This window comes from Nocardia sp. GTS18, from assembly GCF_013839555.1.
GTDB lineage: Bacteria > Actinomycetota > Actinomycetes > Mycobacteriales > Mycobacteriaceae > Nocardia > Nocardia rosealba.
In genome coordinates this window covers 1-14,570 of the sequence record NZ_JACBIU010000039.1, presented here as the reverse complement: position 1 = coordinate 14,570, position 14,570 = coordinate 1, and the positions used below count along the sequence as shown (strand labels likewise).

The window sequence follows — 14,570 nt, the reverse complement described above, 5'->3', positions numbered from 1 at the left end:
GGCCTCAGCCCAGGCAACCCGGCCCGAGTAGTGCTTTCAGGTCGCCCATCAGCGCCGAGGACGGTGAGACCCGCCAGGCGTCGTCGAGCTTGAGCATGGTGGTCTTCTCCCTGGCGCCGACGTGGCGGATGTGCACGTCGGAGGTGCCGGGATGGCGGGAGAGGACCTTCTTGAGTTCCTTGACCTTCTCCGGGGTGCACATTCGGGTGGTCATTACCACTGAGACCGGTTTGGCTACGCCGATCGCCGAAAGGTCGGGCACCACGAGGTCGTTGGCGATCAGGGAGATGCGGTCGTCGCGTACCGAGACACGGGCCTTCACCAGTACGACGGCGTCTTCCACCACGTCCATGCCGTACACCGAGTAGGACTGCGGGAAGAACAGCACTTCCACGCCACCGGTGAGGTCCTCGAGCTGTGCCGAGGCCCAGGCCAGACCGTTCTTGTTGATGCGGCGGTTCACCGATGCGAGGATGCCGCCGATGGTCACCTGTGCGCCGTCCTTGACATCGCCTTCCAGGATGGCCGGGATGGGGGTGTCCACCTGGGCGGCGAGGACGTGTTCGACGCCGTTGAGCGGGTGGCCCGACACGTACAGGCCGAGCATCTCCCGCTCCAGGGCCAGCTTGTGTTTGGTTTCCCATTCGTCGTCGGGCACCTTCACGTTGAACACCGATGCCATCGACTCGTCGGCGTCGTCCATGCCGCCGAACAGGTCGAACTGGCCGATCGCCTCGGCCTTCTTCGTCGACATCACCGCGTCGATCGCATCGGAATGCACCAGCATCAGGCCCTTGCGGGGATGCCCGAGCGAGTCGAAAGCGCCTGCCTTGATGAGGGATTCGGTGACCTTCTTGGAGCAGGCCGTGGCGTCGATCTTGTTCAGGTAATCGGAGAAGTCGGTGAACTTCGACTTCTCCTTGCGGGCGGCGATGATCGAGGACACCACGTTGGCGCCGACATTGCGCACCGCGCCGAGACCGAAGCGGATGTCCTTGCCCACCGAGGCGAAGTTCTGCTCCGACTCGTTGACATCAGGCGGCAGCACTGTGATGCCCATCTTGCGGCAGTCCGACAGGTAGACCGCGGCCTTGTCCTTGTCGTCACCGACGGAGGTGAGCAGACCGGCCATGTACTCGGCCGGATAGTTCGCCTTCAGATAGGCCGTCCAGAACGAGACGAGGCCGTATCCGGCGGCGTGCGACTTGTTGAACGCGTAACCGGCGAACGGGAGGATCGTGTCCCACAGCGCCTTGATGGCCGGTTCGGAGAAGTCGTTGGCGAGCATGCCCTCGCGGAAGCCGGCATAGGCCTCTTCCAGCACCGACAGCTTCTTCTTACCCATGGCGCGGCGCAGGATGTCGGCTTGACCGAGCGAGTACCCGGCCACCTTCTGCGCGATCTGCATGATCTGTTCCTGATAGACGATCAGGCCGAAGGTGTCGGCCAGGATGTCTTTCAGCGGCTCTTCGAGTTCGGGGTGGATCGGTTTGACTTCTTGCCGCCCGTTCTTGCGGTCGGCGTAGTCGTTGTGGGCGTTCATGCCCATCGGGCCGGGACGGTAGAGCGCGAGCACCGCGACGATGTCGCCGAAGCCGGTGGGCTGCATGCGGCGCAGCAGGTCGCGCATGGCGCTGCCGTCGAGCTGGAACACGCCGAGAGTGTCGCCGCGGGCGAGCAATTCGTAGGTGGCCGGGTCGTCGAGCGGCAGGTTGTCCATGTCGAGATCGATGCCGCGGTTGGCCTTGATGTTCTCCAAGGCGTCACCGATGACGGTGAGGTTGCGCAGGCCGAGGAAGTCCATCTTCAGCAGGCCGATGGCCTCGCACGACGGGTAGTCCCAACCGGTGATGATCGCGCCGTCCTGGGCGCGCTTCCACACCGGGATGGCGTCGGTGAGCGGCTCCGAGGACATGATGACCGCGCAGGCGTGCACGCCCGCGTTGCGGATCAGCCCTTCCAGCCCCTTCGCGGTCTCGTAGATCTTGGCGACATCGGGGTTGGTGCTGATGAGTTCGCGGACCTCGGCGGCTTCCTTGTACCGCTCGTGGTCGGGATCGGTGATGCCGGCGACCGAGATGTCCTTGGCCATGATCGGCGGGGGCAGCGCCTTGGAGATCTGGTCGGCGATGGCGAAACCGGGCTGGCCGAACAGGACTCGCGCGGAGTCCTTGATCGCGGCCTTGGTCTTGATGGTGCCGAACGTGATGACCTGGGCCACCCGGTCGCTGCCCCACTTCTCGGTGGCGTAGCGGACCATCTCACCGCGGCGGCGATCGTCGAAGTCGATATCGATATCGGGCATCGACACGCGCTCGGGGTTGAGGAATCGCTCGAACAGCAGACCGTGCGGGATGGGGTCGATATTGGTGATGCCCATCGCGTAGGCGACCAGCGAACCGGCGGCCGAACCACGGCCGGGGCCGACGCGGATACCGACCTCGAGGGCGTGCTTGATGAGGTCACCGACGACGAGGAAGTAGGCGGGGAACCCCATGTCGCAGATGACTTTGAGCTCGAAGTCGGCGCGGTCGAGGTATTCGCGTGACGGACCGTCGGGGAAGCGGCGATCCAGGCCCTCGAGGACCTCCTTGCGCAGCCAGCTGGCCTGGGTATGGCCCTCGGGGACCGGGAAGATCGGCATCCGGTCGCGGTGCTGCCACACCTCGTCGTAGGGCTGGACCCGTTCGCCGATGAGTTCGGTGTTGTCACACGCGCCGGGGACTTCGGCGTCCCAGATGGCACGCATCTCCTCGGCTGATTTCAGGTAGTAGCCGTCACCGTCGAATTTGAAGCGGGTGGGGTCCGAGAGCGTCTTGCCGGTCTGAATGCACAGCAGCGCTTCATGATTGGTCGACTGATCCTTGGTGACGTAATGGCAGTCGTTGGTGGCCAGCGGGGGGATATCGAGCTGCTTGCTCACCATGAGCAGGCCCTCACGCACACGACGCTCGATCGACAGACCGTGGTCCATCACCTCGAGGAAGAAGTTCTCCTTACCGAAGATCTCCTGCCACTTCGCGGCGGCCTCGAGGGCTTCACGCTCATGCCCGAGCCGAAGACGGGTCTGCACTTCACCGGAGGGGCAACCAGTGGTCGCGATGATGCCCTCGGCGTGCTGGGCGATGATCTCCTCGTCCATCCGCGCCCATTTGCCGAGCTGACCCTCGATCGAGGCCAGGCTCGACAGCTTGAACAGGTTGCGCAGCCCGGTCGCGTTCTCGGCGACCATCGTCATGTGGGTGTAGGCACCGGAACCGGAGACGTCGTCACTCTTCTGCGACGGATCACCCCACAGCACACGCTTGGTGTCGAATCGCGAACCCGGCGCGATGTAGGCCTCGATGCCGATGATCGGCTTGATGCCCGCCTTCTTCGCGGAGTTGTAGAACTCCGAAGCGCCGTACATGTTGCCGTGGTCGGTCATCCCGACCGCGGTCATCCCCAACCGCTCCGCCTCCGCGAACAACGGCGAAATCTTCGCCGCACCGTCGAGCATGGAGTACTCGGTGTGGTTGTGCAGGTGAACGAACGATCCGGACGAAGCCAAGACGGTCCTTCCTCCCATGGTGTCGACGGGGGTTGGCCTTGGCATTCTATGCACGTGGGTACGACAGGTTTCGCCACGCCATGCTGGCGCCCCGGGCGTTGCCTCGCCGCTCCCGGCGTGTCATGACCAAGGTCACGGAGAGTCGCTGTCGACACGCTGCGCCGAATTCGCGACACGAGGTCCTGAGCGTAGTTTCCCGACTGTGAGCGAGCACGGGGGTGGCGCGGGAACGTTCGACGATTTTCCGTTCGCGGACCAAGTTTTGGCACGTCAGACGATCGCCGATCTCACCGATCGCGAACGCTCGGCCATCGAGTCGTATGCGCTCAACGGCTATGAACCGATCAACTCCGCGCTACGAGGCTCCATCCCGATGACGCCTGCGTTGGCGCGTCGTGTTGCCCACATCAGATCCGGCCTTCGTCGCTACCCATTACCGCAGACTGTTCGGGTCACTTGTGAGGTCGACGCATGGGTACTCGGAGTCGACGCGAGTGACGCCCGGTCGATCGCGTCGGTCATCGGCGAGTACTTCACCGAGCTCGGCTTCCTCTCGACCTCAGGCCTCCAGTTCCCGCCTCGATCGGCGCGCCATCGGAATCCGGTGATCCTCGAACTGCTCGTTCCACAAGGCACGCCGGCACTGCGGCTCGGCGAATTGGCGGAGGTCAGGGATGAGCGCGAGATCCTCATCATCGATGTCCGGACCTATCTTGTCGCGAACGCCACCTTCGATGAGCGGCGTACGATGTGGCGCATCGAGGCGATCGTGGTTCAGGAGGAACAGTGAGCGCACTGACTGATGAATCGATGCGGCCCGTTCGGGCGACGCCCAGCCCCGAACAGGCGGAGAAGTTGCGCAAGAGCGCCGAGAAGGTGCTCGGCAGGAAACTGCCGCCGTCCAAGGCCGAGCGCGCGAAGAAGTCTGCCTGAGCCTCGCAGAGCGCCGCCATAATCGGGGCGTGCGCGCGGACCGGAAAATCCTATGACCACCTTCGTGGTCGCTGTCGCGGTGGTGGTGGCGATGGCGCTGGTCGTGCTGTTGATCTGGCGGCGGACGCAGCGGGTGGTGACTACTCCGGCGCAGCGGGCGGTGCATCAGGCGTTGCATACGGCGTCGTTGGCGGCGGTGCCGTTGCGGCGGGGGTTGACCGAGGCGTCGGCGCGGGCGGCGGCGCCGCATCTGCGGACGTTGGCGGCGGCGGAGGGGTTGGGGGTCGCCGATGCGGAGGGGGTGCTGCTGGCGTGGGACGGGCCGCATACGGGGATGCTGGGGTTCTTCGGTGCGGCGGCGCGGCGGGCCATCGCTTCGGAGCGGCCGGTGCTGGTCGACGGTGACGAGCACACGTTGATCGCGCAACCGTTGCTGATCGATGTGGGGGCGGCGGTCGGTGCGCTCGGGATGGTGATCACCGGCAAGCCGGGGCCGGGGATGCTCGGGGCGGCGGCCGAGGTGGCGCGGTATGCCTGTGGGCAGTTGGAATTGGCGGAACTGGATGCCTCGCGGGCCCGGGTCGACCGGGCGGAGGTGCGGGCGTTGCGCGCCCAGATCAGCCCGCATTTCATCTACAACGCGCTCAATACGATCGCCTCGTTCGTGCGCACCGATCCCGACCGGGCGCGCGAACTGATCCTCGAATTCGCCGACTTCACCCGGTACTCGTTCCGGGCGGCGGGCGAATTCACCGTGCTGGCCGACGAATTACGCAATATCGAACGGTATCTGGCGTTGGAGCAAGCCCGTTTCGGTGACGCGCTCGATGTGCGGCTACGGATCGCCCCGGAGGTGCTGGGCGTCGTCCTGCCGTTCCTCGCCCTGCAACCGCTGGTCGAGAACGCGGTGCGGCACGGGCTCGGCGGCGGCAGACACGGCGGGCAGTTGAGCATCGTAGCCAGCGACGAAGGGACCGACTGCCTCATCAGCGTCGAGGACGACGGCATCGGCATGGACCCCGACCTGCTGCGCTCCGGCGCCCTCGACGCCGTCGACACCTCCGGCCCGACCCGCACCGGCGAAGCCGCCCACGTGGGCCTGTCCAATGTCGACGACCGCCTCCGCGCCGCCTTCGGCAACGACTACGGCCTCGTCGTGGAAACCGCCCCCGGCGCGGGCACCAAGGTCAGCATGCGAGTCCCCAAGTTCCGCCCCGGAATCCGGGCCTGACTCATCACGGCCGAGTCAGCAACGACAACCAGGCATCCTGATGGTCGGCCAGTCGCTCATCGAGCGGCAACCCCACGAAGCGGCAGGCGAACAACATCCCGCTGTCCACGCCTTCGCCTTCCACCCGGTGCAGCCACGAACCAGGCGTTTCCGGGCCGGCGCGTAGATGAAAGTAGGTCGTCGACCGCTGCTGCCCGGTCACAGGATATGCCCGGTCGTCCACCGCGAGTTCCTCGACGATCGACACCTCACGCAGCCCCGTTTCCTCGAAGACTTCGCGCAGGACCGCTTCCTCGAGCCGCTCACCGAGGTGGACGCCGCCTGCCGGAATTTGCGTTCCGGCTTCCGGCATTCCGGCGTGGTCGAACACCAGCAGTTCCGGGCCACCACCCTCGCGAATCACATACGCGGCCGCTCGGATTCGCGGTTCACGCACAACCATATTGTGCCCGACGAAACTGCCCTCAGCAGGCCTCGCCCGCGCGCTAACCTGCGGTATGCCCGAGTTGATCGTGCCGGACGTGCATTGGCATATGGCGTGGCTGGATGCCCACGACGAGTGGGGAGCGGGTGCCCAGGAGGACGGATTCGGGCTGCTGGCGGAAGACGAGGTCCGGTCTGTACGAGGGTTCGAGGCCTGGGTGCGCCGGTTGACCGAAGTGGATCGCGATCGCTGCGTCTACCGGTGGATCGTCGAAGGTGATCGGGTCCTCGGCGGGATCGCCATGAAGCTCGAATGCGGCGAATTCGGGCACATCGGGTACGGAATCAGACCGTCTGCTCGGCGGCGGGGGCTCGGTACATGGGCGCTAGGGCGGATGCTCGGTGAGGCGCGGAACTACGGTCTCGAGCGGATCGTGCTCATCTGCGCCGAGGACAATGTCGCGTCGGCGCGGACGATCGAACGCAACGGCGGCGTCCTGGAAGGGATCGTCGAGACCGATCTCGGGCAGGCGCGGCGGTACGTGGTCGGCGTCTGAATCCAGCCGCTACGATGAGCGGGCTGTGACCTGGAACACTGATGACGCTTCGACCGCTCTGCGGGTGCTGGCTGTCGACGACGAGAAGCCCGCGCTCGACGAGCTGGTGTATCTGCTCAACGAGCAGGTCGGGGTGGGGGAAGTGCACGGGGCGTCCGAGGCGACGGGGGCTTTGCGGGTGTTGCGGGCGCATCCGGTCGATGCGGTGTTTCTCGATATCGACATGCCGGGGCTGACCGGGATGGAACTGGCGGGGATTCTGTCGGAGTTCGCCGAGCCGCCCGCGGTGGTGTTCGTGACCGCGCACGACGATCACGCGGTGGCCGCGTTCGATCTGGGGGCGGTGGATTACCTGCTCAAACCGTTGCGGGCGGCGCGGCTGGCCGAGGCGGTGCGGCGGATCGCGGCGGCCCGGGCGGCGGTGCCGGCTTCGCCCCCGGAGCAGACGCATCCGAGCGAGGTGATCCCGGTGGAACTCGGCGGCGTCACCACACTGGTGCACCGGGCCGATGTGGCCTGGGTGGAGGCCGACGGCGATTACGCGCGCCTGCACACCAGGACCGGGTCGCACCTGGTGCGCATCCCGCTCACCGCCCTCGAATCACGCTGGGAGGGTGCGGGTTTCCTGCGGGTGCACCGGTCGTACCTGGTGGCGTTACGGCTGGTCACCGGGTTGCGCAGCACGGGAAGCGGCACGGTTGTCTGCCTGCGCGCGGAAGGCGCGTCCGGTGCGGTGGAGTTGCCGGTGAGCAGGCGGCAGGTCCGGGAACTCAAACAGCGCCTCGTGCACGGGCCACGGCAGAACTGGTCGCAGCGATGACCGGTCCGCAACGGCCACAGCGCGAGCGGGTAGTGCTCGCGCAGCGGCGCGGTGCGCGTCGGGTGCGTACCCGCACCGAGGTGGTGGAGCAGACCGATCTCGGGGCGGCGCTCATCGGCGGGCTGATCCGCGCCCAACTCGGGCTCGCCCTTCGCCTCGGTTTCGTGGTCGTCGCCGGATTCGGTGCGCTCCCGCTGCTGTTCGGGATCGACGCCGTCGCCTCGACGACCGTCCTCGGTATCCGCCTCCCCTGGCTGATCCTCGGCCTCCTCGCGTTCCCGCTGCTGTACGCCGTGGGTCGGGTGTATGTCCGGCTGGCCCAGCGCAACGAGGACGACTTCCTCGAACTGGCAGGTGACTGAGCCGTGCGTATTCGGGTACCGAAATCGCGGTCGCGCCGCGGCACAACTTGCGAGGCCCCCGGGGAGAGCTCACCTGCGCCGATGTCATCGCCGCACGTGGCCTGCGCCGCCGCGAACCACCGCAGGCCTCGCCAGAAGCCGAGCGGCGCGAGCGGTCGGCGATCGCTTGGGCCACCGCTGGATGCTGGTGGTCGGTACAGTCGCCCCGTCTCCCCCGCGACGACGGGCACGGCGGTGCGGGATTCGACATCACGCGGAGGCAACTCCCGATGACCTCGGGCATTCCGATGCTCACCGTGGCGGCTCTGGTACTCGCAGCTCTGGCCACGATCGGCATCGGCCTGTACGGGGTCCGCCTGTCGCGCACGACGTCGGACTTCCTGGTCGCCTCCCGAACGGTCGGTTCACGCTGGAACGCGGCGGCCATCTCGGGTGAATACCTCTCCGCCGCGTCGTTTCTCGGCGTCGCTGGCCTGATCGCCAAGTACGGCGCCGACGCACTCTGGTACCCGGTGGGGTTCACGGCGGGGTACCTGGGTCTGCTGATGTTCGTCGCCGCTCCCCTTCGCCGCTCCGGCGCCTACACCGTCCCCGACTTCGCCGAGTTCCGGCTCGGTTCGATCCGGTTGCGGCGCATGGCCGCCGGGGTGGTCGTCGTGGTGTGCGCGGTGTACCTCATCCCCCAGTTCCAGGGCGCGGGCCTGACCCTGCACCTGCTGCTCGGGGTGCCCGCCTGGGTGGGCGCGGTCGCGGTCGGCACCATCGTGCTGGCCAATGTGATCGGCGGCGGGATGCGCTCGGTGACGCTGGTGCAGGCGTTCCAGTACTGGCTGAAACTGACCGCCGTCGCGATCCCCGCCCTCGTTCTCGGGCTGCACTTCCTCGCCGACGAACGCCCGCTCGGAACCCCGGCCCCGCCGACGGTCGACCGGCTCACCACCGTCGACATCACCACGGATGTGGTTGTGCACCTGGACGTTTCCCAGGTGGTCACCGTGCACGGCACCCTCGACGGGCAGGACACCGCAGGCCAGGTGACGCTGACACCGGGTGACCACACCCTGGCCGAAGGCACCGAGCTGCTCTTGGCACCCGGTTCGGCGGTACCGGTCGTCGCCGGCGCACCGTCCGACGGCACCGGCTGGGTCGAACCCGGTGGCGGCTTCGGCGGGAATCATCCCCGGTACCAGGTGTTCTCGCTGATCGTCGCGACCTTCCTCGGCACCATGGGACTACCGCACGTGCTCGTCCGCTTCTACACGAACCGGGACGGGCCGTCCGCGCGGCGCACGGCGCTCACTGTGATCGGTCTGGTCGGCCTGTTCTATCTGTTCCCGATCCTGCTCGGCGTCTTCGCCCGACTGTACGTGCCGCAACTGCTCATCACCGGCGCCTCCGACGCGGCGGTCGTGCTGTTACCCGGTGCCGTTCTCGGCGGGCTCGGTGGTCAGGTGCTCACCGCGCTGGCGGCGGCGGGCGCGATCGCGGCGTTCCTGTCCACGTCGTCGGGATTGCTGGTGAGTCTGGCCGGGGTGCTCAGCACCGATGTGTTGCGCGGCCGGATCCGCGACTTCCGGGCGGCGGCGCTGGTGGCCGGGCTCGTTCCGCTCACGCTCGCGCTCACCGTCGCCTCGCTCGACCTGTCGCGCACGGTCGCGCTCGCGTTCTCGGTGGCCGCCTCGACGCTGTGCCCGCTGCTCGTGCTCGGCATCTGGTGGCGTGGGCTCACCGCCACCGGCGCGGCGTGCGGCATGCTCGTCGGCGCTGTCACCGCGGGCGGGGCGACCGTGGTCGCGGTGCTCGGCGGGGTCCCGACCGACGTGGTCAACGGTTGGGCGACGGCGATCGTCGACTACCCGGCCGCGGTGAGCGTGCCACTGGCCTTCGCGGTGACCGTCGTGGTGAGCCTGCTCGGCAAGCGGCCGGAGGGGCGGGTCGTCGCGGGCATCTTCCTGCGCATGCACGCACCGGAACGGCTCGGGATGGGCGCGGACCGCAACCCGGTCGACCGCTGACCGGCCGACCGTTCATCGCACGCCGACGACCGTTCACCGCATAGGTGAGCACCTTCGCCGAGTGACTCACACCACAAAACGCCGTGCGCCTTACCGTCATCACAGAGCACGTCCCCCTTCACGCTAGGACCCCGGCATGACCGAAACCGACACCGAAGAAGCGCCCGACCGGCGCCCGCCGAGTGCCGCCGAATTCCTCGCCGTGCAGGCGAGCCCGCAGTTCCAGGATCTGCGGAACCGGCTGCGCCGCTTCGTCTTCCCGATGACCGCACTGTTCCTGGTGTGGTACCTGACCTATGTGGTGCTCGGCGCGTACGCGCACGACTTCATGGCCACACCGGTCTTCGGCAATATCAACGTCGGACTATTGCTCGGCCTCGCGCAGTTCGTCACGACCTTCGTCATCACCGGCGCGTATGTCCGGTTCGCCAACCGTGAGCTGGATCCGCGGGCCGCGGCCATCCGGGAAGAACTCGAAGGGGACCGCGCATGAGCATTCTCGCCGCGGATACGACGGTCGGTAACCCCGTCGCCAATATCGCTATCTTCGGACTGTTCGTGGTGGTCACCATGGTCGTGGTGATCCGGGCCAGCCGCAACAACGCCAGTGCCGCGGACTATTTCACCGGTGGTCGCGGGTTCTCGGGACCGCAGAACGGCATCGCCATCGCCGGTGACTACCTGTCGGCGGCCAGCTTCCTCGGTATCGCAGGCGCCATCGCCGTCTACGGCTACGACGGGTTCCTGTACTCGATCGGATTCCTCGTCGCCTGGCTGGTCGCGCTGCTGCTGGTGGCCGAAATGCTGCGCAACACCGGCAAATTCACGATGGCCGACGTGCTCAGTTTCCGGTTGAAGGAAGGCCCGGTTCGCACCGCAGCCGCGCTGACCACGCTCACGGTGTCGCTGTTCTACCTGCTCGCGCAGATGGCGGGCGCGGGCGGTCTGGTCGCCTTGCTGCTCGACATCTCCTCGCGTGCGGGACAATCGGTTGTCATCGCGATCGTCGGCGTGCTGATGATCGTGTATGTGCTCGTCGGCGGGATGAAGGGCACCACCTGGGTGCAGATCATCAAGGCGGTCCTGCTGATCGCCGGTGCTGCGCTGATGACGGTGATGGTGTTCGCCAAGTTCGGGTTCAACCTGTCCGACATCCTCGGTGCCGCACAGGAATCGGTGAGCGAGTCGGCCAACAAGGCCGTCGCGAGCCGCGATGTGCTCGCCCCCGGCGCCCAGTACGGCGGCAGCGAGATGTCGAAGCTGAACTTCCTGTCGCTGGGTCTGGCACTCGTGCTCGGCACCGCTGGTCTGCCGCACGTCCTGATGCGCTTCTACACGGTGCCGACCGCGAAAGAGGCTCGGCGCTCGGTGGTGTGGGCGATCGGTCTGATCGGCGCGTTCTACCTGTTCACCCTGGTGCTCGGCTACGGCGCGGCGGCCATCGTCGGCCCGGACAAGATCCTGGCCGCGGCGGGCGGGCAGAACGCGGCGGCACCGCTGCTGGCCTTCGAGCTCGGCGGCGTGATCCTGCTCGGGGTGATCTCGGCGGTGGCGTTCGCGACCATCCTCGCGGTCGTCGCCGGTCTGACGATCACCGCGTCGGCGTCGTTCGCGCACGACATCTACGCCAGCGTGATCAAGAAGGGCAAGGTCGACGAGCGCAAGCAGGTGCGGGTCTCGCGGATCACCGCCGTGGTGATCGGTGTGCTCGCGATCGGCCTCGGCATCCTGGCCAACGGCCAGAACATCGCGTTCCTGGTGGCGCTGGCCTTCGCGGTGGCGGCGGCGGCGAATCTGCCGACCATCCTGTACTCGCTGTTCTGGAAGCGCTTCAACACCACCGGCGCGCTGTGGTCGATGTACGGCGGCCTGATCTCGACCATCGTGCTCATCGTGTTCTCCCCGGCTGTGTCGGGCACCAAGACCTCGATGATCACCGGGACCGACTTCCACTGGTTCCCGCTGTCCAACCCGGGCATCGTGTCCATCCCGCTGGCGTTCGTGCTCGGTGTGGTCGGCACCTATCTGGGTGGGCGCGGCGAGAAGGTCGACCTCGGCAAGGCCGCGGAGATGGAAGTACGTGCCCTGACCGGCGTCGGTGCGGAGAAGGCGATCTCGCACTGATGTCCCCCACGCCCGTTCCGGTGGTTCGTCCCACCGGAACGGGCTGTCCCCCTGAGTGTTTCGAAGGAGAATTGTTGTGACCGGCGCAGTGACCAATCCCGCGACCAGCTTCGGACCGAGTGCGGAGTTCGCCGCCCAGGCGAACGCGACCGCCGACCTCTACGAGCGGGCCGACGCCGACCGCGACGGCTTCTGGGCCGAACAGGCGCGCCGGTTGCACTGGCACACGCCGTTCACCCAGGTACTGGACTGGTCGGACGCACCGGTGGCGAAGTGGTTCGCCGACGGCGAGCTGAACGTGGCCTACAACTGCCTCGACCGGCATGTGCTCGACGGGCACGGCGACCAGGTCGCCATCCTGTGGGAGGGTGAGCCGGGCGACTCGCGGGCGATCACCTATCAGGAACTGCTCGACGAAGTGTGCCGGGCGGCCAACACTTTCAGTGCGCTCGGGCTCGTCGCCGGTGATCGGGTGGCCATCTATATGCCGATGGTGCCCGAGGCGATCGTGGCGATGCTGGCGTGTGCGCGGCTGGGGCTCACCCATTCAGTGGTGTTCGCCGGGTTCTCGCCGAGCGCGCTGCGTCAGCGGGTCGACGACGCGCAGGCGCGGCTGATCGTGACGACCGACGGGCAGTGGCGGCGGGGTAAGCCCGCGCCGCTGAAGTACGCCGTGGACGAGGCGCTCGGTGACGAGCCGACCAGCGTCGAGCATGTGCTCGTGGTGCGCCGGACCGGGTTGGATGTGCCGTGGACCGAGGTTCGTGATCTGTGGTGGGACGAAACGGTTTCCACCGCATCGCCGTCGCACGAGGCGCAAGCGTTTCCGGCCGAGCATCCACTGTTCATCCTCTACACCTCCGGCACGACCGGGAAGCCGAAGGGCATCCTGCACACCAGCGGCGGATATCTCACCCAGACTGCCTACACCCACCACAACGTCTTCGATCACAAGGCCGGACAAGACGTCTACTGGTGCACCGCCGACATCGGATGGGTCACCGGACACAGCTACATCGTCTACGGACCCCTGGCCAACCGCGCCACCCAGGTCGTCTACGAAGGCACCCCGAACTCCCCCAACGAGCACCGCCACTTCGAGATCATCGAAAAGTACGGCGTCACCATCTATTACACGGCGCCCACGCTGATCCGCACCTTCATGAAGTGGGGACGTGAGATCCCCGACGCCCACGATCTGTCGTCGCTGCGTCTGCTGGGCTCGGTCGGCGAACCGATCAATCCCGAAGCGTGGCGTTGGTACCGGGAAGTGTTCGGCGACAACAAGACTCCGATCGTGGACACCTGGTGGCAGACCGAGACCGGCGCCATCATGATCTCGCCGCTGCCCGGCGTCACCGCTGCCAAGCCCGGCGCGGCCATGCGTGCGCTGCCCGGTGTTTCGGCGAATGTCGTCGACGACGACGGATCACCGCTGAGCGCCGACGCGTCGGGCCTGCTCGTGCTGGACAAGCCGTGGCCGTCGATGCTGCGCGGTATCTGGAACGACATGGACCGCTACCGCGAAACCTATTGGCAGCGTTTCGCTGCCGAAGGCTGGTACTTCGCCGGTGATGGCGCCAAACTCGACACCGACGGCGACCTCTGGGTCCTCGGCCGCGTCGACGACGTCATGAACGTCTCCGGCCACCGCATCTCCACCGCCGAAGTCGAATCCGCCCTCGTCGGCCACCCCAGCGTCGCCGAAGCCGCCGTCGTCGGCGCCACCGACCCCACCACAGGCCAAGGCATCGTCGCCTTCGTCATCCTCACCGGCTCCACCACACCCGACGACACCCTCGCCGACACCCTCAAAGCCGAAGTATCCAAACAGATCAGCCCCATCGCCAAACCCCGCGAAATCCACATCGTCCCCGAACTCCCCAAAACCCGCAGCGGCAAAATCATGCGCCGCCTCCTACGCGACATCGCCGAAGGACGCGAACTCGGCGACACCTCCACCCTCGTCGACCCCGCCGTCTTCGAGGCGATCGCCAAGGCATGAGCGCCCGGGACCAGGGCTCTCGGCTCCCCGGCGAGTCCGAACACGGACAACGTGACCCAAACGGGCATGCTGTGACCGTGGAGATTCCGATGTTCCCCCTGGGTACCGTGCTGCTGCCCGGTGAGCCGTTGTCCCTGCAGATCTTCGAGCCACGGTATGTGGCGCTGGTTCGCGACTGTCTCGACGGCAGTCGCGAACCGGAGTTCGGCGTGGTGCTGATCGAACGTGGCAGCGAAGTCGGCGGTGGCGACGTGCGCACCGACGTGGGTGTGCTCGCCCAGATCACCGATGTGACCGAACTGCCCGGCGACCGGTTCCGTCTGCGCTGCCTCGGCACCGAACGCCTGCGGGTTCAGCAGTGGCTCCCCGACGACCCCTACCCCCGCGCCGAAACCTCGGTCTGGCCCGACGAACCCGGCGCCGACGACACCGCCCTGCTGGACGACCTGCGCGAGCGCGCCACCCGCCTCCACGACCTCACCACCCGCCTCGCCCTGCGCAGCGGCATCCGCCACCCACCACCGTCGGCCCCCCTCGACCAGCTCCCCAC

13 protein-coding genes are annotated in these 14,570 nt (G+C 67.1%); 11 read left to right on the top strand and 2 right to left on the bottom strand.

The window, feature by feature from the left end; translation table 11 throughout:
* Positions 1-4 precede the first annotated feature (4 nt).
* Positions 5-3,568, bottom strand: a complete 3,564-nt coding sequence (dnaE, locus tag HYG95_RS21990) for a DNA polymerase III subunit alpha (RefSeq protein ID WP_181700624.1) — start codon at positions 3,566-3,568, stop codon at positions 5-7.
* A 184-nt stretch (positions 3,569-3,752) separates the two neighbouring features.
* Here dnaE and HYG95_RS21985 point away from each other — a divergent pair, with 184 nt between their 5' ends.
* Genes HYG95_RS21985 through HYG95_RS21975 form a run of 3 tightly spaced genes read left to right on the top strand, consistent with a single transcriptional unit; the run spans position 3,753 to position 5,714 of the window.
* A complete protein-coding gene (locus HYG95_RS21985) occupies positions 3,753-4,340 on the top strand; it encodes an ADP-ribosyltransferase (RefSeq protein ID WP_181700622.1) in 588 nt (195 codons plus the stop codon).
* The gene (locus tag HYG95_RS21980; RefSeq protein ID WP_157105094.1) at positions 4,337-4,483 is read left to right on the top strand and encodes a hypothetical protein; all 147 of its coding nucleotides are present in this window, start codon (positions 4,337-4,339) and stop codon (positions 4,481-4,483) included. Before HYG95_RS21985 ends, HYG95_RS21980 begins: the two co-directional genes overlap by 4 nt.
* Before the next feature lie 52 nt (positions 4,484-4,535).
* A complete protein-coding gene (locus HYG95_RS21975; RefSeq protein WP_181700619.1) occupies positions 4,536-5,714 on the top strand; it encodes a sensor histidine kinase in 1,179 nt (392 codons plus the stop codon).
* Between the two features lie 4 nt (positions 5,715-5,718).
* Here HYG95_RS21975 and HYG95_RS21970 read toward each other — a convergent pair whose 3' ends face one another.
* Positions 5,719-6,150, bottom strand: coding sequence for an NUDIX domain-containing protein (locus HYG95_RS21970; protein ID WP_370465883.1), 432 nt, complete (start codon positions 6,148-6,150; stop codon positions 5,719-5,721).
* A 61-nt stretch (positions 6,151-6,211) separates the two neighbouring features.
* On the opposite strand from HYG95_RS21970, the gene HYG95_RS21965 reads away from it, so the two are divergent.
* From HYG95_RS21965 to HYG95_RS21930, 8 genes are all read left to right on the top strand, one after another.
* The gene (locus HYG95_RS21965) at positions 6,212-6,694 is read left to right on the top strand and encodes a GNAT family N-acetyltransferase (RefSeq protein ID WP_181700615.1); all 483 of its coding nucleotides are present in this window, start codon (positions 6,212-6,214) and stop codon (positions 6,692-6,694) included.
* A 25-nt stretch (positions 6,695-6,719) separates the two neighbouring features.
* Entirely contained in the window at positions 6,720-7,514 is a 795-nt protein-coding gene (locus HYG95_RS21960; protein WP_181700612.1) for a LytTR family DNA-binding domain-containing protein, read from the top strand.
* Complete coding sequence (locus tag HYG95_RS21955) at positions 7,511-7,876, top strand: hypothetical protein (RefSeq protein ID WP_181700610.1); 366 nt, start codon at positions 7,511-7,513, stop codon at positions 7,874-7,876. Before HYG95_RS21960 ends, HYG95_RS21955 begins: the two co-directional genes overlap by 4 nt.
* Before the next feature lie 269 nt (positions 7,877-8,145).
* On the top strand, positions 8,146-9,891 hold the full coding sequence (locus HYG95_RS21950) for a cation acetate symporter (protein WP_181700607.1): 1,746 nt from the start codon (positions 8,146-8,148) through the stop codon (positions 9,889-9,891).
* 136 nt (positions 9,892-10,027) lie between these two features.
* The gene (locus tag HYG95_RS21945) at positions 10,028-10,384 is read left to right on the top strand and encodes a DUF485 domain-containing protein (RefSeq protein WP_181700605.1); all 357 of its coding nucleotides are present in this window, start codon (positions 10,028-10,030) and stop codon (positions 10,382-10,384) included.
* Positions 10,381-12,015: a cation acetate symporter gene (locus HYG95_RS21940; protein WP_181700603.1), complete on the top strand. Its 1,635-nt coding sequence runs from the start codon at positions 10,381-10,383 to the stop codon at positions 12,013-12,015. Before HYG95_RS21945 ends, HYG95_RS21940 begins: the two co-directional genes overlap by 4 nt.
* A gap of 76 nt (positions 12,016-12,091) precedes the next feature.
* The gene (acs, locus tag HYG95_RS21935; RefSeq protein ID WP_181700601.1) at positions 12,092-14,020 is read left to right on the top strand and encodes an acetate--CoA ligase; all 1,929 of its coding nucleotides are present in this window, start codon (positions 12,092-12,094) and stop codon (positions 14,018-14,020) included.
* Positions 14,021-14,097: 77 nt separating this feature from the next.
* Positions 14,098-14,570: LON peptidase substrate-binding domain-containing protein (locus HYG95_RS21930; protein ID WP_370465882.1), on the top strand; the 473-nt coding region annotated here is incomplete at its 3' end.